General features: G+C 58.6%; 20 protein-coding genes. 14 read left to right on the forward strand and 6 right to left on the reverse strand.

Features of this window, described 5'->3' with window-relative positions; genetic code table 11:
- Positions 1-67 precede the first annotated feature (67 nt).
- Both NKH35_RS15930 and NKH35_RS15935 read left to right on the forward strand, forming a co-directional pair.
- Entirely contained in the window at positions 68-2,236 is a 2,169-nt protein-coding gene (locus NKH35_RS15930) for a polysaccharide biosynthesis C-terminal domain-containing protein (protein WP_352915316.1), read from the forward strand.
- Positions 2,237-2,457: 221 nt separating this feature from the next.
- Entirely contained in the window at positions 2,458-3,663 is a 1,206-nt protein-coding gene (locus tag NKH35_RS15935; protein WP_050588050.1) for an acyltransferase family protein, read from the forward strand.
- A 49-nt stretch (positions 3,664-3,712) separates the two neighbouring features.
- On the opposite strand, the gene NKH35_RS15940 is transcribed toward NKH35_RS15935, so the two are convergent.
- Together NKH35_RS15940 and NKH35_RS15945 are read right to left on the reverse strand one after the other, a co-directional pair.
- Complete coding sequence (locus tag NKH35_RS15940; protein ID WP_352915319.1) at positions 3,713-4,849, reverse strand: NAD-dependent epimerase/dehydratase family protein; 1,137 nt, start codon at positions 4,847-4,849, stop codon at positions 3,713-3,715.
- A 159-nt stretch (positions 4,850-5,008) separates the two neighbouring features.
- Positions 5,009-5,686, reverse strand: coding sequence for a helix-turn-helix transcriptional regulator (locus NKH35_RS15945; RefSeq protein WP_023689781.1), 678 nt, complete (start codon positions 5,684-5,686; stop codon positions 5,009-5,011).
- A gap of 254 nt (positions 5,687-5,940) precedes the next feature.
- On the opposite strand from NKH35_RS15945, the gene NKH35_RS15950 reads away from it, so the two are divergent.
- On the forward strand, positions 5,941-7,659 hold the full coding sequence (locus NKH35_RS15950) for a sensor histidine kinase (RefSeq protein ID WP_023714705.1): 1,719 nt from the start codon (positions 5,941-5,943) through the stop codon (positions 7,657-7,659).
- Positions 7,660-7,755: 96 nt separating this feature from the next.
- Here the strand turns inward: NKH35_RS15950 and NKH35_RS15955 are convergent, their stop codons facing one another.
- On the reverse strand, positions 7,756-8,433 hold the full coding sequence (locus NKH35_RS15955) for a LuxR C-terminal-related transcriptional regulator (RefSeq protein WP_023681040.1): 678 nt from the start codon (positions 8,431-8,433) through the stop codon (positions 7,756-7,758).
- Between the two features lie 633 nt (positions 8,434-9,066).
- Between NKH35_RS15955 and NKH35_RS15960 the strand changes: the two genes are divergently transcribed.
- The 9 genes from NKH35_RS15960 to NKH35_RS16000 all read left to right on the forward strand — a co-directional run bounded on the left by NKH35_RS15960 (position 9,067) and on the right by NKH35_RS16000 (position 19,634).
- Positions 9,067-9,795, forward strand: coding sequence for a nucleotidyltransferase family protein (locus NKH35_RS15960; RefSeq protein ID WP_023681041.1), 729 nt, complete (start codon positions 9,067-9,069; stop codon positions 9,793-9,795).
- Between the two features lie 49 nt (positions 9,796-9,844).
- On the forward strand, positions 9,845-10,996 hold the full coding sequence (locus NKH35_RS15965) for a DegT/DnrJ/EryC1/StrS family aminotransferase (protein WP_023737039.1): 1,152 nt from the start codon (positions 9,845-9,847) through the stop codon (positions 10,994-10,996).
- Complete coding sequence (locus NKH35_RS15970; protein WP_023681043.1) at positions 10,993-11,667, forward strand: sugar transferase; 675 nt, start codon at positions 10,993-10,995, stop codon at positions 11,665-11,667. Before NKH35_RS15965 ends, NKH35_RS15970 begins: the two co-directional genes overlap by 4 nt.
- 44 nt (positions 11,668-11,711) lie before the next feature.
- Positions 11,712-12,716, forward strand: coding sequence for an SDR family NAD(P)-dependent oxidoreductase (locus NKH35_RS15975; protein WP_023753034.1), 1,005 nt, complete (start codon positions 11,712-11,714; stop codon positions 12,714-12,716).
- Entirely contained in the window at positions 12,713-13,990 is a 1,278-nt protein-coding gene (locus NKH35_RS15980) for a hypothetical protein (protein ID WP_352915324.1), read from the forward strand. The genes NKH35_RS15975 and NKH35_RS15980 overlap by 4 nt, the downstream gene beginning before the upstream one ends.
- Positions 13,977-15,236 (forward strand): polysaccharide biosynthesis/export family protein, encoded by a 1,260-nt coding sequence (locus tag NKH35_RS15985; protein ID WP_352519610.1) that lies wholly within the window; start codon positions 13,977-13,979, stop codon positions 15,234-15,236. The genes NKH35_RS15980 and NKH35_RS15985 overlap by 14 nt, the downstream gene beginning before the upstream one ends.
- A gap of 71 nt (positions 15,237-15,307) precedes the next feature.
- Positions 15,308-16,222: a class I SAM-dependent methyltransferase gene (locus NKH35_RS15990; RefSeq protein WP_352915327.1), complete on the forward strand. Its 915-nt coding sequence runs from the start codon at positions 15,308-15,310 to the stop codon at positions 16,220-16,222.
- 335 nt (positions 16,223-16,557) lie between these two features.
- Entirely contained in the window at positions 16,558-18,270 is a 1,713-nt protein-coding gene (locus NKH35_RS15995) for a type I secretion system permease/ATPase (protein ID WP_023737037.1), read from the forward strand.
- A 26-nt stretch (positions 18,271-18,296) separates the two neighbouring features.
- Positions 18,297-19,634: an HlyD family type I secretion periplasmic adaptor subunit gene (locus NKH35_RS16000; protein WP_023701101.1), complete on the forward strand. Its 1,338-nt coding sequence runs from the start codon at positions 18,297-18,299 to the stop codon at positions 19,632-19,634.
- Positions 19,635-19,923: 289 nt separating this feature from the next.
- Here NKH35_RS16000 and NKH35_RS16005 read toward each other — a convergent pair whose 3' ends face one another.
- Positions 19,924-21,354 (reverse strand): coiled-coil domain-containing protein, encoded by a 1,431-nt coding sequence (locus NKH35_RS16005; protein WP_023821907.1) that lies wholly within the window; start codon positions 21,352-21,354, stop codon positions 19,924-19,926.
- Positions 21,355-21,835: 481 nt separating this feature from the next.
- Between NKH35_RS16005 and NKH35_RS16010 the strand changes: the two genes are divergently transcribed.
- Complete coding sequence (locus NKH35_RS16010; RefSeq protein ID WP_081726094.1) at positions 21,836-22,306, forward strand: pyridoxal phosphate-dependent aminotransferase; 471 nt, start codon at positions 21,836-21,838, stop codon at positions 22,304-22,306.
- 1,130 nt (positions 22,307-23,436) lie between these two features.
- Here the strand turns inward: NKH35_RS16010 and NKH35_RS16015 are convergent.
- Together NKH35_RS16015 and NKH35_RS16020 are read right to left on the reverse strand one after the other, a co-directional pair.
- On the reverse strand, positions 23,437-23,949 hold the full coding sequence (locus tag NKH35_RS16015) for a response regulator (protein WP_023753040.1): 513 nt from the start codon (positions 23,947-23,949) through the stop codon (positions 23,437-23,439).
- 109 nt (positions 23,950-24,058) lie between these two features.
- On the reverse strand, positions 24,059-24,418 hold the full coding sequence (locus NKH35_RS16020; RefSeq protein WP_352915330.1) for a hypothetical protein: 360 nt from the start codon (positions 24,416-24,418) through the stop codon (positions 24,059-24,061).
- On the opposite strand from NKH35_RS16020, the gene NKH35_RS16025 reads away from it, so the two are divergent.
- Positions 24,411-24,644, forward strand: a complete 234-nt coding sequence (locus tag NKH35_RS16025) for a hypothetical protein (RefSeq protein WP_023670915.1) — start codon at positions 24,411-24,413, stop codon at positions 24,642-24,644. The two genes, NKH35_RS16020 and NKH35_RS16025, sit on opposite strands and share 8 nt — an antisense overlap.
- Positions 24,645-24,832 lie beyond the last annotated feature (188 nt).

Here is a 24,832-nt window from a genome sequence, read left to right on the forward strand (position 1 = left end):
ATGCGTCTGCGATCTTCAACAGAATCTCCAGGGAGCGATCGCGCCCCTAAATCGAGCCAGCTACACGATGATCATTGAATTTTTCGGACCTCCAGGATCCGGCAAAACAACCTTCGCACATGCGCTTGCGCAGCAGCTGCGCGGGAAAGGCTATCACGCCAAGGTCGCCCTCAGCTACAAGCCAAGCACCAGGGCCGCCAAATATGATCTCGGAGTCTTTCTGTTCATATCACGGATCGTATCGGCGATATTTTCAACAGCCAGAATATTGCTTTTTTCGGCAGGGCGAGCCGATGATATTTCCAATTCCTTTGCAATGGTGAGGATGATACCGCCAAAAAACCGAATATGGCGCGCGCGAATCTGGCGATACATCCTGCACCTTTCGCGTTGCTGGAAGTCTGCGGAGCAATCGCCCGAAATTACGATTTTCGATCAAGGATATGTTCAAGCGATTGGTTCGCTTGCGATGTTCAATGGGAGCACCAACCCCAGAACGCTGGAAAAGGCGCTCAGCCTCGCACCGGCGGCCGATCTCACCGTCAGGCTCTTGGTGCCAGCTGCGGTCGTGGAAAGTCGCCTTCGTCGGCGGATGGAGCTTGAGCCGCCGGCGGAACGGATTTTCGAGGCCGACTTGAACGTGAACATGCGCTCGTTCGCCGTTTTTGAAGCGATGCATGACCTCCTGACAACATCTGGCCGGGAAATCATCTCCGTCGAAAACACCGATGGTCCATCGACCTTTAAAAGTATTTGTCGGATTGAGAGACAAATACTTTCTGCATTGTCGCGCTTCGATAGGGCGGTCGGCGAAAAGCAAATTGAGTTGCCGGCTCATCGCGCAGATGTAACTGGTTCAGCAACCGCACCGCCGCGCAACAAGGACATGGGCTCGCGGCTCGCTTGGGCAAGCATATTCGCCTTGCTGATCTATATTGGTGGCGCTGGTTTGACCAGTCTTGCCCAGTTGGCAATTGCACGCCTTATCGGACCTCACAACTACGGCATTTATTCCTACGTTCAGGCTTGGACGTCAGTGCTCGCCTATCTGGCAACGCTTGGTTTTAATGTATCATTGTTGCGTTTCCTCCCGGCCTATAGGGCCAGTGGCAGGCTTGATCTGGCCCGCGGGGTGATAAGATTTGCGCTGCAGAGATCGCTGATAGCGGCAACCTTGTTCGGGATGATCGGCGCTGCGTCCGTCCTGTTCCTTTCAGATCCAACGGAAAGAGGGCTTGAGACAAGCATCGTGCTCGGCATGATGGCTGTGCCCTTGGTTACGGCCTATGCTCTCGGAGCCACGCTTGTGCGTGCTTTCGGCGGCGTTGTCTCGGCGTTGTTGCCGGAGCGCATCATGCGAGACGGGCTCCTGCTCGTGTTGGTAGCGCTCCTGGCATTGTCGGGATTTCGAACAGTGGATGCGCCCTCGGTCACGCTGGCGGTGCTTGTGAGTTCCGCTTTCACAGCGGCGCTGGTGTTCATCATCGCTAGGAGGTTTGAACCACCCGGCCTGGGACACGCCAAGCCAAGTTATGCCTCGAGGGAATGGTGGCTTGCCGTCCCCCCGCTCATGCTCATCACTGGGCTCGATGTTTTCGTCAGTCGGGCAGGAGTCCTGGTTTTGGGCTGGACAAGCCATATTGCTGAAGCGGGTATTTTCGCGCTGGCCTTGAATGTCGCGATGCTCGTGGGCCTGTCCCGTATCGCCGTGGCAACCATGTTTTCGCCAACAGCAGCCGATCTCTACGTCAGAGGCGATCGCAGAAGCCTACAACAGCTGTTCGCGCGCGCAACCCTGCTTTCTGCTGGCGGTGCCATCCTGGTGGCCGTCCCAATGATGGTGATAGTCGAGCCGTTCTTGAGCTATTTCGGTGAGGGTTATAGCGCGGGAGCGCCGATCGCACGGGTTCTGATTTTGGGATATGTCTTTGTCGCGCTGTGCGGGCCCCAACAGAATCTCCTGACCATGACTGGAAATGAATGGGCTGCGGCAACGACGATGGTAGCGGGTGCTGTGGCCAATATAATTGCCTGTGCAGCCGGAGTTGCGGTGTACGGCCTGCTTGGCGCTGCGGTGGGTGTGGCACTTGCACTGAGCATCTGGAGCATTGCCATGGCCGTTTATATCCGCAAGCGACTGAAAATCATGCCAGGCTTGGTTTTTGCCTTGCTGTCGATGAGGCCGAGCGCGGTCGATGCCCGTCAATGGCATTGGTTCTTGAGGGCGAGCAAATGAGACCACTGTTTTCGCTACGGTGATCGCCGTCGTTCGGGCAGGAAGTCACGAAGCCCGGATCGCACAAAGGCCATAGGGCTGCGCAGACGCTTCGGCGTATACCTGTTCCGGACACCCGCGTCCCCGCGGGCAGCCGATACTTTGCGGGCGGTGTCCGTCATTTGAAGGATGCATCAGTTTCGGAGGTGCACCACGGTGTGCTCACAATCTGCGGAGCATCCATGGAACAAGCCCGAATGGCGAGCGCCTCGGCGCCTGCAGTGCGCCGTCGCTCGGAGAGATCGACGCCTGTCGAGCGCAGCCAACGCGAAACCCTCACCCAAGTTCAGGTCCTGCGCGCCCTCGCGGCTAGTTCGGTCGCGCTGCGACACGCCCAGCATGATGCGGCCACCCTGGAATTACAGGCCGGCCGCACCTTTCAGAGCTGGAATCCGATACCATGGAGCGCTGGAGTCGATATTTTCTTCGTGATTTCCGGGCTTATCATGGTGCATACGTCGCGACAGCTGTTCGCAAAGCCCGGGGGCGCGCGTCTCTTCATTTCCCGCCGGATCGCGCGAATTGTCCCGCTATATTGGGCGCTCACCTCGCTCTACATTGCGGTAGCGGTGGCCGCCCCAAATCTTCTCAACCAGAGCTACGTCGATTTCAGGTTTGTAGTCGAATCCTACTTATTCGTTCCGGCCAGTCGCCCTGACGGCGTCGTTCAGCCGGTCTACGAGTTGGGTTGGACGCTCAATTATGAGATGCTGTTTTACGTGCTGTTCACGGCGACGATCGTGCTGCCCATGCGGTGGGCAGTTACGGTCCTGCTCGCGATCCTGGTTGGGATGGTGCTCTCGGGCGCTCTTGGGGCTCCTTTGCCTGAGCCCTGGGGTTTCTGGACCAATCCGATCATCCTCGAATTCGCTTTCGGCGCGATGATCGGGGTCATGTGCGCCTCAGGCCTGCGGCCTTCCGGCCCAATCAGGGCCTGTATGGCCGCAACGGGACTGGGTGCCCTGATGCTTGCGGCGGCGTTTCCCGATATCTCGGCCGGCTTTGGTCGCTCTGTCGTGTATGGCATTCCGGCGTCTCTAATTGTTTGGAGTGCTGCCTTGGCACCGCCGGGTAAACTGAGGCATGACAGCCTGGCGGCGAGGTGGGCCGCTGGCGTTGGCGATGCGTCATACGCTCTTTACCTCATGCATCCATTCGTGATCCGCGCCATGCGCATATTGTTCTGGCGTACAGGGTTGATCTTTGTGCTCGGCCCGTGGGCCTTCATCGGTTCGGCCTTGGCGATAACCCTCGGCGTGGCATTTATCACCCATCGTCTGTTCGAGAAGCCGCTCACCCGCTATGCGCGGCGCCTTTTGGGGGTCGGGCACAGTACAGGACGGCAGCTTGGGCCCCTTCCAGTGCCGGCGTATCCCAAGACAGATTGAAGGCGAGCCGCGACCCTGCCACACCAAGGAAATGGCGGCGTTGTGCTCACTATGCCGTTGCCGGAAGGCCAGCTGGTCGCACCTGCCCCACAGGGCGTGCATGGAATTCCCGATACCATTCCACGAAACGTTGCACGCCGTCCTCCAGTGTTGTCGCCGGTGCGAAGCCAACGGCGCGGCGGAGGTCCCTGACATCGGCGCGGGTTTCCAGGACGTCACCTGGTGGTAAAGGTACGTTGACGCGAAGGGCGCGGCGACCAAGGGCCGTCTCGATGAGCGCGATCAGATGGTTGATTTCTTCAGGCCGATCATTGCCGATATTGTAGAGCCGATACGGCGCCGAGCTGGTGGCAGGATCGGCAGCGCGACCGTCCCAACCGGGATCCTGACACGGTGGTTTGGCGAGCACGCGAACAACCCCCTCTACGATGTCGTCGATATAGGTGAAATCCCGCCATACGCGCCCGGCATTGGCGATTTCGATCGTTCGGCCCTCGGCGATGGCATGGGTGAAAGTATAGACTGCCATGTCGGGCCTGCCCCAGGGGCCATAGACGGTGAAGAAGCGCAGTCCGGTTACGGGGAAGCCGAACAGATGGCTGTAGGAATGCGCCATGCATTCGTTGGCGGCCTTGGTGGCGGCGTAGAAGCTCACCGGATGATTGGCACCATGATGCTCGGAAAAGGGTATGCGTCGATTGGCGCCATATACGGAGCTCGACGAGGCATAAACGAGATGGCTGACGCCCGCGTGTCGGCAGCCCTCCAGAACGTTGAGAAATGCGACTATGTTTGACTCCACATAGGCATGCGGGTCGACGAGCGAATGACGCACCCCGGCCTGGGCGGCCAGATGCACGAAGTGCGATGGCTGGATTTCGCAGAACAGCGCTTTCACCAGCGACCGGTCCGCCAGGTCGAAGCGCTTCGGCGTGAACCTCGGCTCGGCGCAGAGCCGTGTAAATCGCGCCTCCTTCAGCTTCAGGTCGTAGTAAGGCGTGAAGTTGTCGACGCCGATGACCTCGGCGCCGAGCCGCAAAAGGCGTGACGCAACATGAAATCCGATGAACCCAGCGGCGCCCGTGACGATGATCGGCCCCGTGTGCGTAACGTTCGACGCAGCACCATCCTGCAGCGCGCGAACGATATCCGCCAGCTTGTTGACCTTCGAATCTGCTTCGGCCATGGCAAGTCACTCCCGTTTCCAGGTTCCGCGTTCCGCGCTATCTCGGCAGCGCTTGAACGATCGGAAATGGCGCCGCCGGCCTTGTGATCTACGCGACAGCGCGCTCAATGCGGGCCGCCGCTGTCTGAATCAAAGCGGATGCAGACAGCAGTCGATTTCTCATGGCAAAACCGAAATGCGCCCCAAAAGAGCCACTAGTTCCGCCTGACGCCTCGTGTCGGTCTTGGCGAACAGCGAGGCGAGCTGAGAGCGAATAGTCGTGCGACTGAGATGCCAGCTACGGGCGATCTCCAGGGGCGCGTCGCCATGGGCGAGGCGTAGCGCCAACTGCGTTTCCGCGCTGGTCAAACCGAACATCCTTTGCAACGTGCGAGGGTTGGCCGCCGATTTGTTATCCCGGTCCAGCAATGCGACGACGGTTGTCCCGTCCGGTGTAACGACGCCCGTCTCGTTCATGGTCACCGGCCTGTCGCCTCTGCTGTGGATCACTACCCATGAGAGTGAGCCCGGCTGGAGGTGGACCGGAACATTCGCGACCAGCCGCCTCAACCCGGCAGCAAGCTCGACGGCTGTATCAGTTGCTTCGCCCTGGCGTGCGAGGGTGTCCCGAGCGGCAGCGTTCCATTCTATTACTTTCTTGTCTCGGTCCAGGACGAGATAGCCGCAACCCATACGATCAAGCATGCCGGTGATGGATTCCAGGCTGCGTCGTCGAGATCCGCCGACCCTTGCGTCCGGTCGGTCCACAAGGCTTATCGGCCTTTCGTGGCGGGTATCGTTCAATACAATGTATTGCCTGCCTGCAAGCGCATCGTTTCGCGTTTCAATCAGTGTCATCGCTTCCACCCAACCCATTGCTACTGACGCAAATCAAATCTGATGAAGTTGCTGCTTCAACTTGAATTTCCACATACTGCGAGAAATCTGCGAATGGTTTTTCCGCAGCGTCTCTTGGATATATCTTTCTGAAGAGCGCTCCTGACACCATGATTTTATTCGCCGGCAAAGTCATGGCAATCGGGCATTGGGATTAGGTGCCACCCCTTCGGCCTAGTCTCGACGGACTAGACCGAAAGTTGTAGTCTTTGCGCATGGGTTCGGACCTGCGCTGGCTCAAATCGAATTTGTCGAGCACTACGTGGGCTCATCTAGCTTCGCTTTTGGTGTTTGCAGCATCGATAGCATTCGAGGCGATAAGTACGGTATATGGCGGCCAGCCGTTGCCGCTTGTTGCGTTTATCCCCATAACCGTTGTCATCGTGTATCTTGAGGGCCGTTTTGTTGCCATCGCAGCAACGCTTCTGATGGCGGTCGCCGGCTTGTGGATGCGACACCTGTTGGACGGTCACCTCACTGGTCGAGACTGGACCGGGGCCGTCTTCCTTCTGGGTTCGGGTAGCCTGATCGCAACCGTGTTCCACCGCCTGCGACAAGATCTGCACGGCGCGCTCAGGGTGGCAGAAGCGAGGCTCGCTGCCATCGATGCTGCCGCCTTGGGCTTTGCTAATACCAATCGCCATGGCGAACTGCTGCAGTCGAACAGACGGCTTTTGGAGATGACCGGCTACGCGCACAAGGAACTTGCCCAACTGGAGCTGGAGGAACTCATTTTCCCCGACGATCGAGGTACTGTGCGGAAGCTTTTGCAAGATTTGGGCAATGGGACCGCGTCGGCGACGGATATCCGCGTTTTGCGCAAGGATGGCACGGCATTTTGGGCTCACCTGGCCCTGTCTTCGTCGCGGCCGGACGAGGCGCCAAATGAGAGCGTATTCGTGGTGGTTGACGATATTTCCGAGCGACAAGCGGCACGCGAGGCCCTTCGGGCTCAGAAGGAATGGCTCGATCTCGCCGTATCTGCCGGGCGCCTGGGCACATGGCAAATAGACATTGAGGATGGGACAGTCGCCGGCTCCGGCAAGTTCTGGGACATCCTTGGTCTGCCTCCGGCCCCGGTCCGCCGCTTGGAAGAACTCTCGGCCGTAATCCATCCCGTCGACTGGCCGAAGTTGTCCGCCTCGGCAAAGCCTTCATCGGCATTGAACTTTGACGTCGAGATTCGCGTCCGGCAAGTGGATGGTCACACACGCTGGATTGCATTGCGTGGACGGCAGGAAGAGCACGGCGACCGCAAAATGCGCATCGGGGTGGCGGCGGATCTGACCGAACGTCGACAAACAACTTTGCTTCGCGCCGCCGTAAAGAGACGCGAGCGCATAATGCGCGAAGAGCGCCATCGGTTCAGCAATGTGTTTCCAGTGATTAGAGCTCTGGTCAACATGATCGATACTCCCGACAATGATGTTGCCAAATACAAGGAGATGTTGATCGATTGGATTCGAACACTGGAGGCGACCCATCGCATCCTTTCTCGTCATGCCAACCTGTCAGGGATGCTCCATGAACTCGTGGACCGGGAATTGCAGCCCTTCAAGGAGACACGCGACATTACGATCAGTGGACCTTCCCTCACTGTGCCAAGCGGCGCCGCCGAGGGCTTGGCGATGATCCTTCACGAGTTGACGACAAACTCGGTGAAACATGGTGCGCTGGGTGACCCGAATGGCAAGGTCGAAGTTAAGTGGCGATTTGCATCCGAGGACGAAGGCGACGACCTCGTGTTCGATTGGGTGGAATCGGGCCGACGGAAGAGTTCAAAAGTCGTACGCCGCGGGTTCGGGTCACTGATAATCGGTGTGGACAGCACGCCGCTTGTCGGGCATTCCCCGAATATGGAAATAACCGAAGATGGCCTTCGATATTCGCTGCGTGTATCGCGCAAAGAAATTGAGGAATTTGGACTGCAATAGAGCCCCTCCAAGTCGAAGCCGACCAATTAACCGATGGTGTGGGCCCTTTGCTGCGATTTCCTGCAAGCAAACTCGGGCCGGTTCGAGGGGCATGCGTCAACTCGCCTGTCTCGTAAGCCAGCTTTGGAGCAACACAGCTGCTTCGGTACGGTTTCTAACCCCAAGCTCACGCAGCACGGCTGCGGCATGGATTTTCGTTGTCGCCTCGGCAATGTCCAGATTGCGGGCAATCTCCTTATTCGAGTACCCCTCTGCCATCAGCTTGAGGACGTCCTTCTGTCTAGACGTCAGCCTAGCGACGTCGCCCGAGCCCTCGTGCCGGCGGCTGGCATTTTGAACCGGAGGTGGGGGGGCATGCGATCTCTGGTCGGCAGACGTTCGAGATAGGAGAGATGGCACATAGATCCGGCCAGCGAGGATTTCGTTTACAGCCAGCACGACTTCTTCGTCGCTCTGCGATTTGACGATATACCCGTGAAGTCCGATCGAAAGCGCGGTCAGTATCTCCGAGCGGGAATCATCCCCGGAAACGATCGCAAAGCGAGTGTCAGGATAGGCAGCCATAAAGTCGCTGAGCACTTCCTGATGGAACAGCCCAGGCATGTTCAGATCGAGGATCGCAAGATCGATGGACGCCTGCTCCTCTAAAAGATTGACCGCGGCATCGAAACACGAAGCTTCGAATATTTCGGCGCTTGGAATTCCAGCCATGAGTGCCAGCCGGAGACCACGCCGATATAAGCCGTGATCGTCGGCAATGACGATCCGAGCCATGCAACTACCCCAACGCGTTACTCGGTTCCCGACGAGAAAACCCGCTGGAACCTCCCATTCGCCTATGATCGACAATCCGTGGTGGTCCTAAAATGGCGGCCATCCACTGGTCAACGCATCACAGTGATGTCCGCAGCGTCCCATCCACGCACATCCAGAACGTCTAATATAATACTAAATTGCGAAGCTCATCCATAGATTTTTAACCCTGGCGTGCGGTGCCTGTCCGCAAAACGATGCCGGTTTCCCATCTCTGGGTCCAAGCCAGCTGTTCAGGACCATCGTAATCATGTGGCATCTGTTATGTCGCCACCCGCTGTCGCCGGACCTGTAGGCCGGTCCGGCCCTGGCGGATCGCAGCTTTCTTGAAAGCAACTGCTTTCGTTTTATCGGCGTCATGATCAGTGCCCAATCGCGCTTCTGTAGGCTGTTGATCTCGTGGCCATCTAATACCTTGAACGTTTTGAATCCCTACCATTCGAATGCACGACGACAGCCGCCCCGGCTGTCACATACCTTTTCGCATATGATGTTCGGATTGCCGCCGAGGTTTGGCCGGATTTGAGGGGGTGCCCTGGCCGGACAATGGAACACCGATCCCGAACAAAGCCAACTGCAGATCAGGAGGATCGAATGAAAGCGGTGATTCAATGTGGTGGGATGGGTACGCGCCTTCGACCGTTTACATCGGTCCTGCCGAAACCATTAATGCCGATAGGGGCCCGGCCTGTTCTTGAGTTGCTTTTGAAGTGGCTGCGGCGCAACGGCATTGAAGAGGTATATATTACGACAGGGTATCTAGGACATTTGATCCGTAGCGTCTGCGGCGACGGATCGCAATGGAACTTGAAGATCAAATATACCCAGGAAATGGAGCCACTCGGCACCGTCGGACCTCTCTCTCTGATTAGGGATGAACTGAACGAAACATTTGTCGTTCTGAACGGCGATGTCCTCACAGATCTAAGCCTGAGCCGGTTTGTAGCCGCGCACCGCTTGCATAGGGATCCCGTTACGATTGCCACGGCGTGCCGTCATATCAAGATGGACTTCGGGGTCATCGACGAGATCGACAATACCGTCCAGCTCTTCCGGGAAAAGCCGACGCTTTCCCATCTCGTCAGCATGGGGATTTACTGCATGAACCCAGATGTCCTGCGGTTCATTCCGTCCGGGATCCCATTTGGGTTCGATGACCTGATGCTGCAGATGATGCAGGGCGGCACGACCGTGCATGTTTACAAGCATGACGGTCTTTGGCTCGACATCGGTCGTGTCGATGACTTCCAGAATGCACAGGCAATTGCCTGGGAAGATCAGTCGTCCTCAATCGAGGTCGCGGCTGCCGCTGCAGCCGCATGAAAGTCTGATGCAGAGGTCTAGCCACTAACAAGGCTTTCAGGAGGTCAAGATGCTCTTGGTGAGCGCCCCGATCCTAGGCGTGCCAGAGAAGGCAGCCCTGTCGCAGGTGATTGATAGCGGCTGGCTTACGATGGGGGACAGGGTACGAGAGTTCGAACAGGCCTTTGCCAGCATGCATGGCGCGCGAGATTGCGTTGCGGTTGGTTCCTGCACCGCAGCGCTCCATCTTCTCCTCCATGCTTTGGGCATCGGCCCTGGCGACGAAGTACTGGTTCCTTCGCTGACGTTCGTGGCGACGGCGAATGCGGTGCTGTATGTAGGGGCGACGCCGGTCTTCGTCGATATCGAGTCCGTCGACGTGCCGTTGATCTCGGTTGCGGAAGCCGAAGCGCGGTGCACGACGCGCACGAAAGCGGTCATTCTCGTTCACTTCGCCGGGTATCTCCCCGATCGGGAACAATGGCAGCGGTTCGCCCGGCTTCGCGGGCTGCATATCATCGAGGACGCTGCGCACGCGCCCGGGCTTAGGGAAGTCGGGACCTTCGGCGCCGCGGCCGCGTTCAGCTTCTATGGCAACAAGAACATGACAACGGCCGAAGGGGGCGCCGTGATTGCACGTGACCCCGATCTGCTCGACAGGGTTCGCCTGGCCCGCGGGCACGGAATGACCACGGGGACGCATCAGCGGCTGAACAGTCGTACGCCGCAATATGATGTCACGATGCTCGGGTTCAACTACCGAATGGACGAGATGCGAGCGGCAATAGGGCTGGTTCAGTTGCAGAACCTGCAAGAGTGGAACGAAATCAGGCGTATCATAGCTGTCTTGTACCGACGCCTGATCGCGGACCGTTGCCCAGCCATTGTCATTCCATTTAGCGAACCCCGGACGTCGGCTTACCACATCATGCCGATCGTCCTGCCGCGCTACGCGAGCCGGCAGGATGTCATCGACGAGCTGCGGACACAGGGCATACAGACCACCATCCACTACCCGCCGGTGCACCAAATGACGTTCTACCGCGAGCGCCTTCCCGGCGTGAGTTTGCCCCGAACAGAGGATTTCGCTGAGCGAGAGCTCACAATTCCGCTGCACCCCCAGATCACTTCCGCCGCCGCCGAATCAGTCGTGGCTGCCCTGGCAGCCGCGCTCAAAACAGGCGCGCTCAAAGCAGGCGCCCAAAGAGGAACTGCTGCATGAATGCGTTAGACCCTGCCTTTCACCGGATGTTCGTTCCAAATCCTGATCACGGCTTTGCGAGACGCGCAATCGATCTTGCGGTGGCGGGCATCGCTACCGTCGCATTGGCGCCATTGATGCTGCTGATCGCCGGAGCGCTTCTGCTCGAGGGCGGTGGCTCGATCTTGTTCGCTCAGACCCGCATCGGGGCCGGCGGCCGAACCTTCCGCATGTACAAATTTCGCAAATTCGGTGTGAACTGCGGCTCTCAAGGCCTTGCGCTGACGGTCGTGGGCGACACACGCATGACCACCGTTGGCCGCTTTCTCGCAGCGACGAAGCTGGACGAACTACCGCAGCTGTGGAATGTCCTCAAAGGCGAAATGGCGATCGTCGGCCCACGGCCCGAGAGCCTGGCTTTCGCCGATTGTTTCCGGGGCGAGCTTAGGGCCGTGCTGCAATACAAGCCAGGCCTGCTGGGACCAGCCCAGGTCGTTTTTCGGCACGAAGCGCATTACTTCCCCCAATCCGTAGATCCGATCGTGTTCTACCGGGAGGTCATGTTCCCCGCCAAGGCAACACTGGACCTCTCATATTATCCGCGACGCACCATCGTCTCCGACCTCGCGTGGATGGTGCGGGGAGTGCTGGCAGTGGTCGGTTGGGTTCCGGTACCGCCGATCGACGTTTGAATATCCAAGGGAAGCGTTCCAAACAGCCAAGGGAATGCGCAGTGATGAGCTACAATGGAAAGAAAGTCCTGGTGACCGGCGCGGACGGATTCATCGGTTCGCATGTCACGGAGGCGCTTGTTCGCAACGGGGCAGATGTCACAGCCCTTGCCCTTTACAATTCCTTCGACAGCCATGGATGGCTAGACGATCTGCCGGACACCATCCGCAGCCAGTTGAGGCTCGTCCGTGGTGACGTCCGCGACAGTGCGTTCCTTAACCGGATCATGCGCGGCCAAGCCGTGGTTTTTCATCTGGCGGCGCTTATTGCGATTCCATACTCCTACGCCGCTGCCCAGTCCTATGTGGAAACCAACATCTTAGGCACGGTGAATGTCCTCGAAGCGGCGCGCCTGTGGGAGACGGAGCGGGTGATCCATACCTCGACGAGCGAGGTCTATGGAACTGCCCAAACCATGCCGATCGGCGAAACACACCCCCTGCAGGGACAGTCACCGTATTCGGCGTCCAAAATCGGCGCTGACATGATGGCGGAGTCCTACGCCAGGTCGTTCGATGTCCCTGTGGTCATCATGCGACCCTTCAACACGTATGGCCCGCGCCAGAGTGAACGCGCCATCGTGCCGACCATTATCCGGCAGGTCCTCGACCCGAAATGTCCTGCAATCATGATCGGGGATACCAGCCCGATCCGCGACCTGACCTATGTCGAAGATACCGCGACAGCGTTCCTGACCGCAGGTCTCGCCCAGCTCGAGTTCGGCCACGCCTACAACGCTGGCAGCCAACGCGCTGCGACCGTCTCGGACGTATTGGCCATTGTTCTTGAGTTGACCGATTGCAAAAAGCCGGTCCGTCGTGATGAAAGGCGCCTGAGGCCGCAAAATTCTGAAGTTCGCGCCTTGCTCGCCGACTCCTCGCGCTTTGAACGCGAGACTGGATGGCGGACACAGACCAGCCTGCGCGATGGGCTGGAGCGAACAATCACGTGGTGGCGCGAGCGCCTTAGTGAAGGCCGGGTACGGCGCGAAGTGGGTTACATGACATGACCCTGGGCGGCCGTCATGCGTTGGCGCTGTTGCTGGCTGCCGGTGCCATATCTCCCAACATCTACGTTGCCGGTGGCCGTCAAAGCAAGGCAGCGGAGGCGGCGGCCACTGCGGTTGTGGACAACCTGCCGGGCTATGTGCACGAAACAAGGGATCCTTGGTCTGGCATGGTTTTCGCACGGATCACCAGACCGGGCGTTCTCGGCCGGGCGGGTGTATGCGGGAAGAAGTACTGCACCCACCGTTACTCAAGCGCACAGGCTTGGAATGCCGACCAGAGCCTGCTCCTGATCGCCAATGGCTGCGGTGGCCTGTGCTTTCTCGACGGACAAACCTACTTGCCTTTGTTCCACCGCAACCGCGCTACCGAATGCGAATGGCATCCCACTGATCCCGAGTTGATGATCTGCGTCGGGGGCCGGCAGATTGCGACATGGGCGCCACGTACCGATCATGAGGACGTCGTGTTTGCCTCCGCAGCGTACTCCAACCTCAAATTTGGACCCAACAAAGGCAATCCGAGCCGCGACGGCAGCCGGATTGCGGTGCGTGCAACGAACAATGACGGCAGAGCGGTGGTCTTTGGCTACGATCTAAAGCAACGGCGGAGATTCCCGGATATCGATCTTGCCGAATTACCGGGAACAACCGGCTCCTGCTCGATCTCACCACTCGGAATCAACATAGTGTGTTCCCAGCAATTACCGGACGGAATCGAAGCGAGTTTCGTCTTCTCCATAGACGGCATATTGCGCCAGAAGTGGATGGAGCACCATCGACCGGGCCATGGCGACATGACGGTCGATTCCGACGGAAGCGAAATCTATGTCGGGATCAGCAAATCGGATCCTGACAAATATCAGGTGATCAAGCGCCGCTTGGCTGATGGCAAGGCTACCTCGCTGATGAAATATGGCGAGGCCATGCATGCGTCACTCAGGTCGCTCGGCAGGCCCGGCTGGGTGTTTCTGAGTTATGGCGGCACGCCAGCCGAACTATCGCAGCACCCGGATTGGGCGCCTTACGCTCAGCAAGTCATTGCGCTGCGTCTAGACGGCAGTGGAGAGGTCCGCCGTGTCGCAGACACGCACAACGCGCCCTTCGACTACTGGAGCGAGACGCATGCCTCTCCGTCTCCAGACGGCTCCCAGGTGGTCTGGTCCAGCAACTGGGGCGTGCCCGGTGGCCCGGTATACGATTTCGTTACTCGTGTTGAATGGCCTTTGAAGCCGGTGCTCGACCGGAAGGAGATTGTCGCAAATGACCTTCAGTAGACGATACGTTCTTGGCGCAGTCGTGATGATGTCGCTAACCTCGATGGCTTGCGCAGGCGAGGTCGAGCCCTATCAACTCTCACCTGGCGATACTGTCGAGATAGGAATAGCGCCGATCCCTGATCGGACGCAGCGCGCCGTAGTCCAGATGGATGGCAACATCGCCCTTCCGGAGGCTGGGATGATCATGGTCGCAGGCCTGACGGCGTCCCAACTGCAAAGGCGCATGCAAGAGCTCTTGCCAAGCAAGATTTTTCACGTGCGTCTGACTGACGGGCGGGAGCAGACAGTTACTGTCGAGCCCGACGATGTGACAGCAATCATCGCGGACTATCGCCCGATCTACGTAACGGGCGATGTGCTCACCCCGGGACAACAGGTCTACCGTCCGCTCATGACTGTACGGCAGGCGCTGGCCGTTTCCGGCGGCTTCAGTCTTTTGCGATCACGGGCAAGCCAGGCCGGGCCTGATCCGGTTGATCTCAAGCGCGATTACGAAATGCTCTGGGGAGATTACACGAAAGAATACCTTCACGCCTCCCGCATTCGCGCCGAGCTTCAGGGCCAGGCGGATTTCGACAAGAAGACACCACAGGGATCACCTCTTTCGCCGAGCGTTGTAGCCGCGATGGCACAGGCTGAAGCAGAGGCGCTGAAGGTTGCGCTGAGTGATTTCCGGCAGGAACAGGATTTTCTGGAGAAGGGCCGGACGGACGCTGCCGAGCAAATTGACGTTTTGCAGAAACGCGAGCAAGTCGAGGGCGAGAGCGTGAAGGCGGATGAGCAAGATTTGGCGCGAGTGACGAAGGCATTCGATGCAGGCAATCTGACCAACACCCGGCTCGCGGATGTCAGGCGCGCGTTGCTTCTGTCTTCAAGCGGCGCGCTTCAAACCTCGGTCGAGCTGATGAGGGCGCGGCGCCAGCAGGAGGACTTTGTCAGACAGCACGAACGCAACGACAATCAAAGAAGGATTGGCTTGCTGACGGATCTGAAGGACACCAACGCTCGGCTGGCGGATGTCACCGCCAGGCTCCATGCCGCCAGCGAGAAGCTGCAGCCGACCGGAGCATCCACACAGCCATTGCCGATTGCCGGCGAAACGGTACGGGCCCAGGTGACCATCGTGCGCAAGATCGGCAATGAATGGCGCAAGCTGTTGGTTGACGAAGATGCGATTGTGCTGCCGGGGGATACTGTCGAAGCCAGATTCAGCAGTGAACTGCAAAGTGTGGCAGTCCAATAGGGCGTCAGCCGCAGTCCGTGCGGAGCTTACTGTTCTATCGGGGGGCGAACCCAACTGAACGGAGATCCAAGGTGAGGCGCATTTTCAACCAGGGAGCGACCCTGACACCCTCAACGAACGCGGATCAGATGACGCAGTCGTCAAGTTATGCTTCCCATATGCCGTCAGCGCGAATTGTGCGGTCCAGGTCGCGCGCCGGTGAGTCCGGAAATCGGCATGAATTTACGTCCAGCAAGGAGAGCAATGCGCAGGGCGGCTGGGTGTCGGACGGCTACAGGACCAGCCATTGCGCGCCCGGCTACGGCCTACATTACAACAAAACGCACAGTTCCGGCTATTATGGCGCGCTTTGGGAGAACATCGAAAAGCCCCTGATCCTCGACGTTCTTCGCCCCTTGAGCGGAGCGAGCCGAAACTGCCTCGATTTCGCATGCGGAACAGGTCGCATCGCCGAGGTAGCCGCCGGCCTCTTCAGCGAGGTGGTTGGCGCCGACGTTTCCAGAACTATGCTCGACAGCGCTCAAGTACCGCCCAATGTGAGTTTGCGTCACGTCGACCTGACAAGGGAGAATTTGGGTATGACGTTCGATGTGGTAACCGCATTTCGTTTTTTCCTGAACGCAGAGGATGAACTGAAATGGCATGCACTGAAAGCGATCAATGAGCACCTGAAAGATGGCGGGCGGCTTGTGTGCAACGTTCACATGAATGCGACGTCGCCCGTCGGCCTGGCGTGCCGGCTGCTCAATCGAGTGTCTGGACGCACAATTCGCCACACGCTGAGCGCGGCGAGGTTCAAGGCCCTCCTGACTGCCTCGGGATTCACCGTCGAGCAGACGATACCGTACGGTTACCTGCCTCGGCCGGGAAACCTGTTGCCAGGGTTCTGTGAAATGATGATGCAGCCTGTCGAGAAGGCCTGCAGAAGGCTTTGCGTTCCTGGCCAGCTGGCGCAACACTTCCTGGTTGTTGCGAGGAAGCGCTAAAGCGCGAAAATGTCCCGAAAAAGGGCAGGGGGTGGTTTTCTTGGGCCGCTCCGCCCGGCATGAAGCCCCGCCCAAATACCATGGAACGGCAGTTTTCCCCCGATTTGACATGTGGGTTCCGGGTTTCTGAGGGCAGCGCCACGATTTTGCTACATTTTGACTAAAGTCCAAGCATGTTAGTGGGGCGTAATATTAGAAGGCTAAGGGGATACGCTCCTGAACAGCAAGAGATTGTCGGTGCCCAGTGGGGCCAGTGAGCTTGCGCAACGATCTCTCACGGGAGGTCGAAGCCTATGAACCCTGGTGGAAGGAGTTCGTCGGATCTGCGAGGCGCAATGCTTGGGACCGTGCCTGGCCTGGTAGGCGTCGGCATCTTCTCGGCAGTCATAAACCTTCTCGCCCTGACCGGCTCGGTCTATATGCTGCAAATTTACGATCGCGTTTTACCTTCGCAGAGCGTTCCGACGCTTGTCGGGTTCACCATCGGAATGCTGGGTCTTTACGCTGTCTACGGGCTGCTGGATTTCGTGCGGCTGCGCCTGCTGGTTCGAGTGGGCAATCGTGTCCATAGGAATTTGAAGCAGAGGGTGTTCGGCCTCTCGCTGTCCTTGCCGCTCATTGGCGGGCAGGATGCGAACCGGATACAGCCCCTCCGTGATCTCGATCAGTTACGCGGCTTCCTTTCCGGAATGGGGCCGACTGTTATATTCGACGCTCCGTGGATTCCATTTTACCTGCTGATCATCTATTTCCTGCATCCTGCGCTCGGTCTGTTGTCCACAAGCGGTGCGATCATTGTCGTGCTGCTCACGGTCATGGCGGAAGTTCTTGGCCGCACATCGGTGACACGCGCGTCCGAGACGCTGGTGTCGCAACGCAATCTCGCCGAATCCGGACGCCGCAACGCGGAAGTCGTACGCGCGATGGGCCTTTCCGCACGGCTTGCCCACCGCTGGGGCGAGATCAATAACGCATATCTGCGGCACCAAGAGAGGCTTTCCGACGTCGTCGGCGCCACCGGGGCACTCTCTAGGGCACTGCGTTTGGCCTTGCAGTCCTGCGTTCTTGGACTGGGTGCCTACCTGGTGATAGGAGGCGAAGCCTCGCCAGGTGTGATCATCGCATCCTCCATCTTGCTGGGTCGCTCATTGGCTCCTGTTGACGCCGCTATCGCGAACTGGCGAGGCTTCGCCGCGTTCCGGCAAAGCTATTCGCAACTGGCAACGGCGCTGGCCGCTTTTCCTGACCGGGACGAACATATGGAACTTCCGCGCCCCCAAGCGGAGCTTGCGGTCGAGGACCTGACCATAGCGCCACCGGGCCAGCAAAAACCGACGGTAGCCAATGTCAACTTCCGCCTGGCTGCAGGGACGGGAATGGCCGTTGTCGGCCCGAGCGGCTCTGGCAAAAGCACGCTTGTGCGCGCGCTGGTGGGCGTCTGGCAGCCACTTCGCGGCACGGTGAGGCTGGACGACGCCTCGCTTGACCAATGGGACCAAGAACACCTTGGAGCACATATTGGCTACCTGCCCCAGGACGTCGAACTGTTTGATGGAACGGTTGCCGATAACATTTCGCGATTTGGCGGGAAGGGCGACGCCAAGGGCGTGCTGGCAGCTGCCAAGGCAGCGGGCGTCGACAAAATGATAATGCGATTGCCGAACGGTTTTCAAACACGCATGGGCGAGGGAGGAACAGCCTTGTCGGCTGGACAGCGGCAACTCGTAGGGCTTGCAAGGGCACTTTACGGCGATCCGTTTCTTGTCGTTCTGGACGAGCCGAATTCAAATCTGGACGTCGATGGCGATACCGCCTTGGCCGGCGCGATCCTGGCAGTGCGCAGACGTGGAGGCATCGTCATCGTAGTTGCGCACCGTCCTTCTGCCCTTACCAACATCGACAGGGTACTCGTAATGTCCAATGGGATGCTTCACGCCTTCGGCTCACGCGAGGAGGTCCTGGCCAACGTCATCCGCCCCTTTGCTGCGCCGGTTGAACGCCCGGCAGCGGCCGTCGCGATGCACAAAGGGGTGAGCGGTCACGCATGAGGAATATTTTTTTGTCTGAGGCGACGATGGCTCCATCGGCCCCGATCGGCAATGGGAGCCGGCGCAACGCGATTTCGGGCACGCGCGATGGAATCGGGGCCAACCTGATCCTGGGTGCGGCGGTCACGGTTATGTTGCTTGCCGGCGGCGGGCTCTGGCTCGGTCTGACCAAGATTGCTGGCGCGGTAATTGCGCCGGCGACCGTGGTGGTCGAGAGCAACATAAAGAAGGTGCAGCATCTGACGGGCGGCACGATAGGTGGCATCTTCGCGCAAGACGGGGATCATGTACGGGCCGGCGATGTGATGGCACGGTTGGACGACACACTGACACGAGCCAATCTGCAGATAATCAGCAAGGATCTTGATCGGGCAACGGTTCGGCTTGTGCGGCTGGAGGCAGAGCGGCAAGGCCTGTCGGAGATGCAGCTTCCGTTCAGCCTTCAAGCGCGAATGGGCGAGCCGGAGCTGGCTGCGCTGGTGAACGGCGAGCGCACGCTGTTCGACAGCCGCGCTACGGCCCTCAACGGGCAGAAGGCACAATTGCAAAGCCGCTCAAAGCAACTCGAACGCCAAGTTGAGGGCCTCAAGGCGCAACAGACCGCGGAAGAACAATCCGTGGTCCTGCTGGATGGCGATCTTGTCGATGTACAGGCGCTTTTTACAAAGAAACTGGTGTCCAAAGAGCGACTTAGCAACATCAGACTGGATGCCACCCGGGCGCACGGAGAATCAGGGCGCCTCGCGGCGGCAGTTGCCGAGGCGCAGGCCCGGATCAGCGAGACCGAATTGCAGATTCTTCAGCTCGATGAACAAAGGCGTAGTGACGTAACGAGCGAACTTCGTGAAACGGAAGCCAAGCAAACCGAACTCAGCGAGCGCAAGGTTGTGGCACAGGACGAACTGGCCAAAACCACCATCCGCGCGCCGCAATCGGGAACCGTACAGGAATCTTCCATTCACACGATCGGCGGCGTGATTGCCGCGGGCGAGGTTCTCATGATGATTGTCCCTGACACCGGCAACCTTGTCGTCGACGCGCTGATTGCGCCGTCGCGCATAGATGACGTTCGTCCAGGTCAGCGGGTCTCGATCCGGTTTCCGGCTTTCGACGCCGGCACTACGCCTGCCTGCCAAGGGTCTGTCAAGCGCATCTCGGCGGACCTGATAAAAGATCAACAGCGCCAGCTTTCTTATTTCTCGGCGCGCATCAATGTCGAAGACAAGTCCACCTGTCTGACCGATGCCAAAGTGCTCAAACCCGGTATGCCAGCGGAGGTTCACATAAGTACGGACGAACACAGCGTCTGGTCTTATCTGCTGAAGCCGCTTACCGACCAGATGTCGAGGGCTTTCCGGGAATGACATGGCGGCTGTGAGCGGTCGACCGCGGGAACACGGCAGGCGTGCTTGCTGACATATTAGGGTAGGCGACGTGATGCCACAGGGGTGACGCCTGCGGCCGACGCGCGAGGCTCGTCTGGGACATTGTCCCGGCTACAAGGATGCCCCAACAGGATTTTCCTGGCCGCCTCACCAAGTCCTGCCCCGACAACAGCGTTAGTGTCCTGTCATCTTTTGCGCAACAAACAGCGCATACCGTTCCACGATCATCGACATGGGCAATTGCCTCACGAGGAGAGGTTCTTTGCTCCTACGACGCGGCGAGGGCCCTGCGGCGGACACGGCGTGCGGCATGCACCGTTCGGTCTGCAGTCACCGCTACATTTGCCACGTCAGATGTATGCGGCAAGGCGTTCGCGCTTCCATGCGACCTCTTGTAGGGCAGCAATTCCCTGACCCGAGCATTGACCGAGGCAATCTCGACCCGCAAGTCCTCGCATTCCTGCCGTCTCACATCGAGTTCAATCTGATCGGACGCCTGCTGCATGGACAGCTGTGCAAAATCTGCGGCGATCTTGGAAAGGTTCACCTTGTTGGTTTCGGCCTCCTCGGTGAGTGCGGCCAACCTTTCGTCGGTCACCTGTTTTTCGGCCAGGGCGTCGCTCCATTGTAGCTGGAGCCTGGCGATCTCGGCCGCGGCCTCGTTGTTTGCGTTTGAGGCGAGTTCGAAGCGCGATTGGAGACTTTGAATTTCTGAGCGCAATCCTCGGTTCTCAGCCTGGCAGCGTTTAAGCTCGCCATCCATGTCCGCCTGCATAATCCTGGCTGCTTCGGTCACCTCCCATAGCTTCGCCTGCGCAACCTCGAGTGAGGTGTGCAATTTGATTGCCTCTTTTTCGCTCTTGCCGAGCGCACTCAGCATTTCGGAATTTCGCGCAGCTTCGTTGGCATGGATCGTGGAGAAGGCATCCAGCCTATGCCGTGCCTCTTCCTCCCGCTTCATGGCCTTTTCCAGGTCAATAGACAGGCTCACATTCTTTTCACGCAGCTGTTTGTTCTCTCGGGAGCGCCTGTCGGCCTCGACATTTGCGGCGGCAAGCATGTTCGTGAGGTCGCCAAATTCCGCTTCGTTCTTTGTGGTGGTGTTCGCCGCTTCGACCAGCTCCAGCCTTGCCGCGGCCAACGCGCCACGGAGCACTTCACACTCCTGAACAAGGCTTGCCTGGCGCTGCTGCAATGTCTCGACGGTGCCTTGACGCTCACAGTACCGTCTGTTCAGGTCATTGAGTGTTTCCGACAAGTTCCTTTGATCTGCGATCAGATTTTGATTCGCCAACTCCAGTTCGTTGGCACGGAGAATGTCCGCGTGAAGGATGTGAAAAAACTCGGACGTCAGTTGACATGTGCTTGTAATTTCGGAGATTTTTGCGTTGATCTCCTCGAAATGGAGCTTGGCATCGTGGAACAAGCCGTTAAACGAGCTCACGGCAGCAATTCGGCTCTGCGTATGTGAGGTCATCCGATGCGCTGGTATCGGCGAGCTATCATCGTCGTCGCCGGCACCGTCCTCGCTTGGTACGCTGTCATCCTGTTCGTTGTTTTCGCCTGCCATGTTTGGCACGTCGGCGACATCCTCCAAATCGAGGCACTGGTCGACAGCGTTAGCCAAGTCAGCTTCGAGATCGTCGAACGACCTCTCCACATTGTCCTCGGCGCGTCTGATCAAATCCCTGAACTTCATGACTTCATCCCCTGCAGCCGCATGCCCGGACCATTGAGGCACGAGGACTGAGATGCTTTTGTATCGAGAGCTCAACTCAGCGTCTTCGTTCAATCAAACGATGCCAGGGCGCCGGCGCCGCGAGGAGCCGAGAGCTGCGATCGGAAGGCCCTACATCGGTCTAGGTGCCTGCTGACTTATTCTTGAGGACTGCGCGGCTCCCCTTCTTGCCATCGTCTTGGCGTCAATGGTGTGTTGCCTGGGCACATTAACAACTCAGGTGCAGAAGCCCCGACGAACGGCCCGGCACAGCCTCTTGTGGGGCGCATCAGGCGGCCGGGCCTAACCGGCGGTTGAGTGTTTTGGTTTGCCGGCTGACTCACCATGCGACATTGGCGAGGCAAGCGCATCATTCGAACGAATTGGGGACCGGCCGCCTGGCCGCTCAATCGCACTAAGCTTCCGTTGCCGGAGCTGGCGACGAGGTGCTTTGCCTTGAGCCTTGGTATCTACATACGAAGCGGCAATACGCGCCGATGGAGCAGTGGTCCGACCCGTCAAACTATCGCTGCAAAATGCGCGGCGGAAGGCATCCGAGGATATTCTCCGTTCAGCGGTAGGAGATCGAACGCGGGCGATCTTGCTGAACTCCCCAAACAATCCCGGCGGATATGTGTTCGGCAAGGAGGATCTGGAAACCATTGCCACATTTGCCGAGCGGCACAATCTATGGATCATCAGCGATGAGGTTTACCGCAGCACAGTGTTCGACGGCGAGTTCCTCTCAATAGCATTCAGTCCCGGAATGAGAGAGCGGACGATAATTGTGAACAGCCTGTCGAAGTCTCATGCAATGACCGGCTGGAGGCTAGGGTGGACGCTTGGGCCGGTCTCGGCATCAGTTCATCTGGAAAATCTTGCGCAATGCATGCTCTTCGGATCGCCGACCGTATTCAGGATGCCGCAGCGGTGACTCTCGATGAGGCGGTGACGCAGAGATGCGTTTCTTTTCGGACGCCCTTCTGCCGTTGATGTTGACCAATGCTGTGCGGATGTTCGCCGGGGATATGCGTGAACCTTATCGTCCGCTGCGGCGCTCAATTTGCTTGGGGTTCTTGGAACCGTTCCGAACTTTCTCCTTGCGCCTCCGATCGAGTTGCGCGTGCTCATGCGGGGCGCTGAGGTGTCTCGATCCGCAGTGGCGCGGCCATTATGCGACGATCAGCTTAGTTGAAATTTGTCCCCAGCGGACGGGAACGACGCTTGGCCATGTTAGTTGATGTGAATGGAGCAGCTAAGAAAAGATCTGGCATTGCTTACGCGACCCGGCTTCTGGATAGCTTTCGGCATTTTGTTGCTGCTTTACGGGATTCAGGTCTTTTTTCTAATTCGGGCATGCCAATGCCTTTAGCCTGGAACATCGATACCCCTAGCTGGAACGCGGTCTGTCCATCTCCCGGCGGCTGCGCCGATAGCGTTGATCAACGATATATTCATTTATAAGCCTGCTATTCCCGGGGATGCCGAGGTTGGCAGCGCCTGCATCGTTGACTACGCACGTGGCGCTCCCCTCAAGGTAGGTGGTTACCATTCTCGCGCAGCCGGTGAGCATTGGAGCCCGCACTGTGTTGGACGTGCGCTCATGCGTCGGGAAATTTCTTATAGACAGGGGAGGGTCTGTCAGGCTGGAAAATCACAAGCTGCCCCGCGAATGAGGAAGCAAAAAAGGTGCAAGACCAGATCGATTTCTTCCAGGCAACTCGGTCCTCGCATCATCGCCGATCAGCGGCCGTACCGTCGAGAACCAAAATGCGCACGATCTCAGCCGGTCGGCTTCGACCAAAACATGCGGACTACCGGACGGGGACAGTCGGTGCCGCGTCCCGTCCTGTGGCCGGCGCTATGCTGACGCTCCTACAGTATCCCGTTCACCGCCCGCGGCAGGAGGGCGAATTTCCTCCGTCCTGCGCGGGACAACCGTCCACTGTTGCGGCCGCACGCAGGACTGCGGCTTATACGCCGTTCTTCCTTTGAGCGGCGTCCAGTTCGCAGGGCTAAATCACCATTGGTATGCAGACGAGCCTCTCGGCGTCTGGACAGAGATCAATTGCGCTTTGCACCAGGGTTCCTGGATCGTAAGCTCCAAACACGCTGCAGTCGCCTGATATGGTCCACTACGTTGGCCGGCTCATACGGCTTCGCAAGGTGCGGGCCTTCCTGACAAAGGTCGCCCGCCGCGATCGCAGTTCGTTCTACTGCCGCAGAAAGCACTATTTTGACCTCGGGCTTGTTCTCGCGAACCCACTTCGACAGTTGGAACCCGTTCATGTTGCCCGGCAGGTCAACGTCACACAAGACGGTGTCCACACCGAACTCCGCATAGTTCAACGCTTGTTGCGCCTCACGTGCGAAATGGGCCTCAATCACCCTGTAGCCACAGTGGCGGAGATAGTCCGCGATGACGCATCGGGCGATGACGTCGCCGTCAACCACGAGGATCGTTTGGCTCTGTTGGTTCGGGGCTTCCATTGACGGAGAACGGTCAGCAACCGGCAGGGTTCCACGCATCATGACCTGCGCGGGATGCCGACCGAAGATCGCGGCGAGATCCTGCACGAAATGATCCCTGCCGGCGGGCGCATTCAATTCAGCGGAGCGATGCCGCACTGGTGACGCCGTTTGCCACCTGGTCGACGAGACGGGCTAGAAGGCATGGTCTCGAAGCTCAAGGGCAGTCCATATCGCAGCGGCAAACGAGCGCTTGGCGCAAGATCAAGTGCTTTGAGGAAAAGGAAATGCAAATCATCGGTGCACAGCGCGAGCGCGGCAAAGCCACCCAGGTGATCATGGCTGAAAAGGGCTCTACAAAGGCGGCGCACTCGTCAACTTCAATGCCGCTGAGCGGCAAGCGCTTTGGGATCGTGTCCAGGGCAAGGTTGGCGGCCCGGTCCCGAAGGGACATAAAAAGGAAAAGGCCGAGTGGCTGAAGCCCGGACTGGTTGGCTGGGTCGAGACCCTCAAAGGCGAAGAGAAGCTGCGGCACGCAAGGCTGCTGGATTTCCGGGAGGATGATGCAAATGGCCATGCCTAAGAAAGATCAGGAACGCGCCACCTACGCCTGGATGTACGGCGCCCAAGCGCGCAAGGATGGCAAGGAGCGTGAGGTGCCAGCTTACTGGCAGGAACATGCCGACGCGTGGCTGCAGGGCTTTGACGGTGTGGCGATGGACGGTTTTGGCAAGACCAAAACCGTCAACAACGAGATGGAGGCCGAGGTCGACGAAGCTGCCGTCGAGCGCCCCGACGAATAGCCATTTTGCCGTATGCCGTATGGTCGTTCTTAATTGGAGAAAGGTTTCGTTGGGCCTATAAAGATTGCGTTTACCATTGCCTTTTTAGGAAGAATGCGATGGTTGCAACGCCCATAGAAATCGCTCAAGCCGCTACTGCGACTACGGCCACCTTGCTGAAGTGGCAGAAGTCCATGGAGGAACGCGCC

The sequence above is a fragment of the Mesorhizobium sp. M1143 genome (genome assembly GCF_040318435.1).
GTDB lineage: Bacteria > Pseudomonadota > Alphaproteobacteria > Rhizobiales > Rhizobiaceae > Mesorhizobium.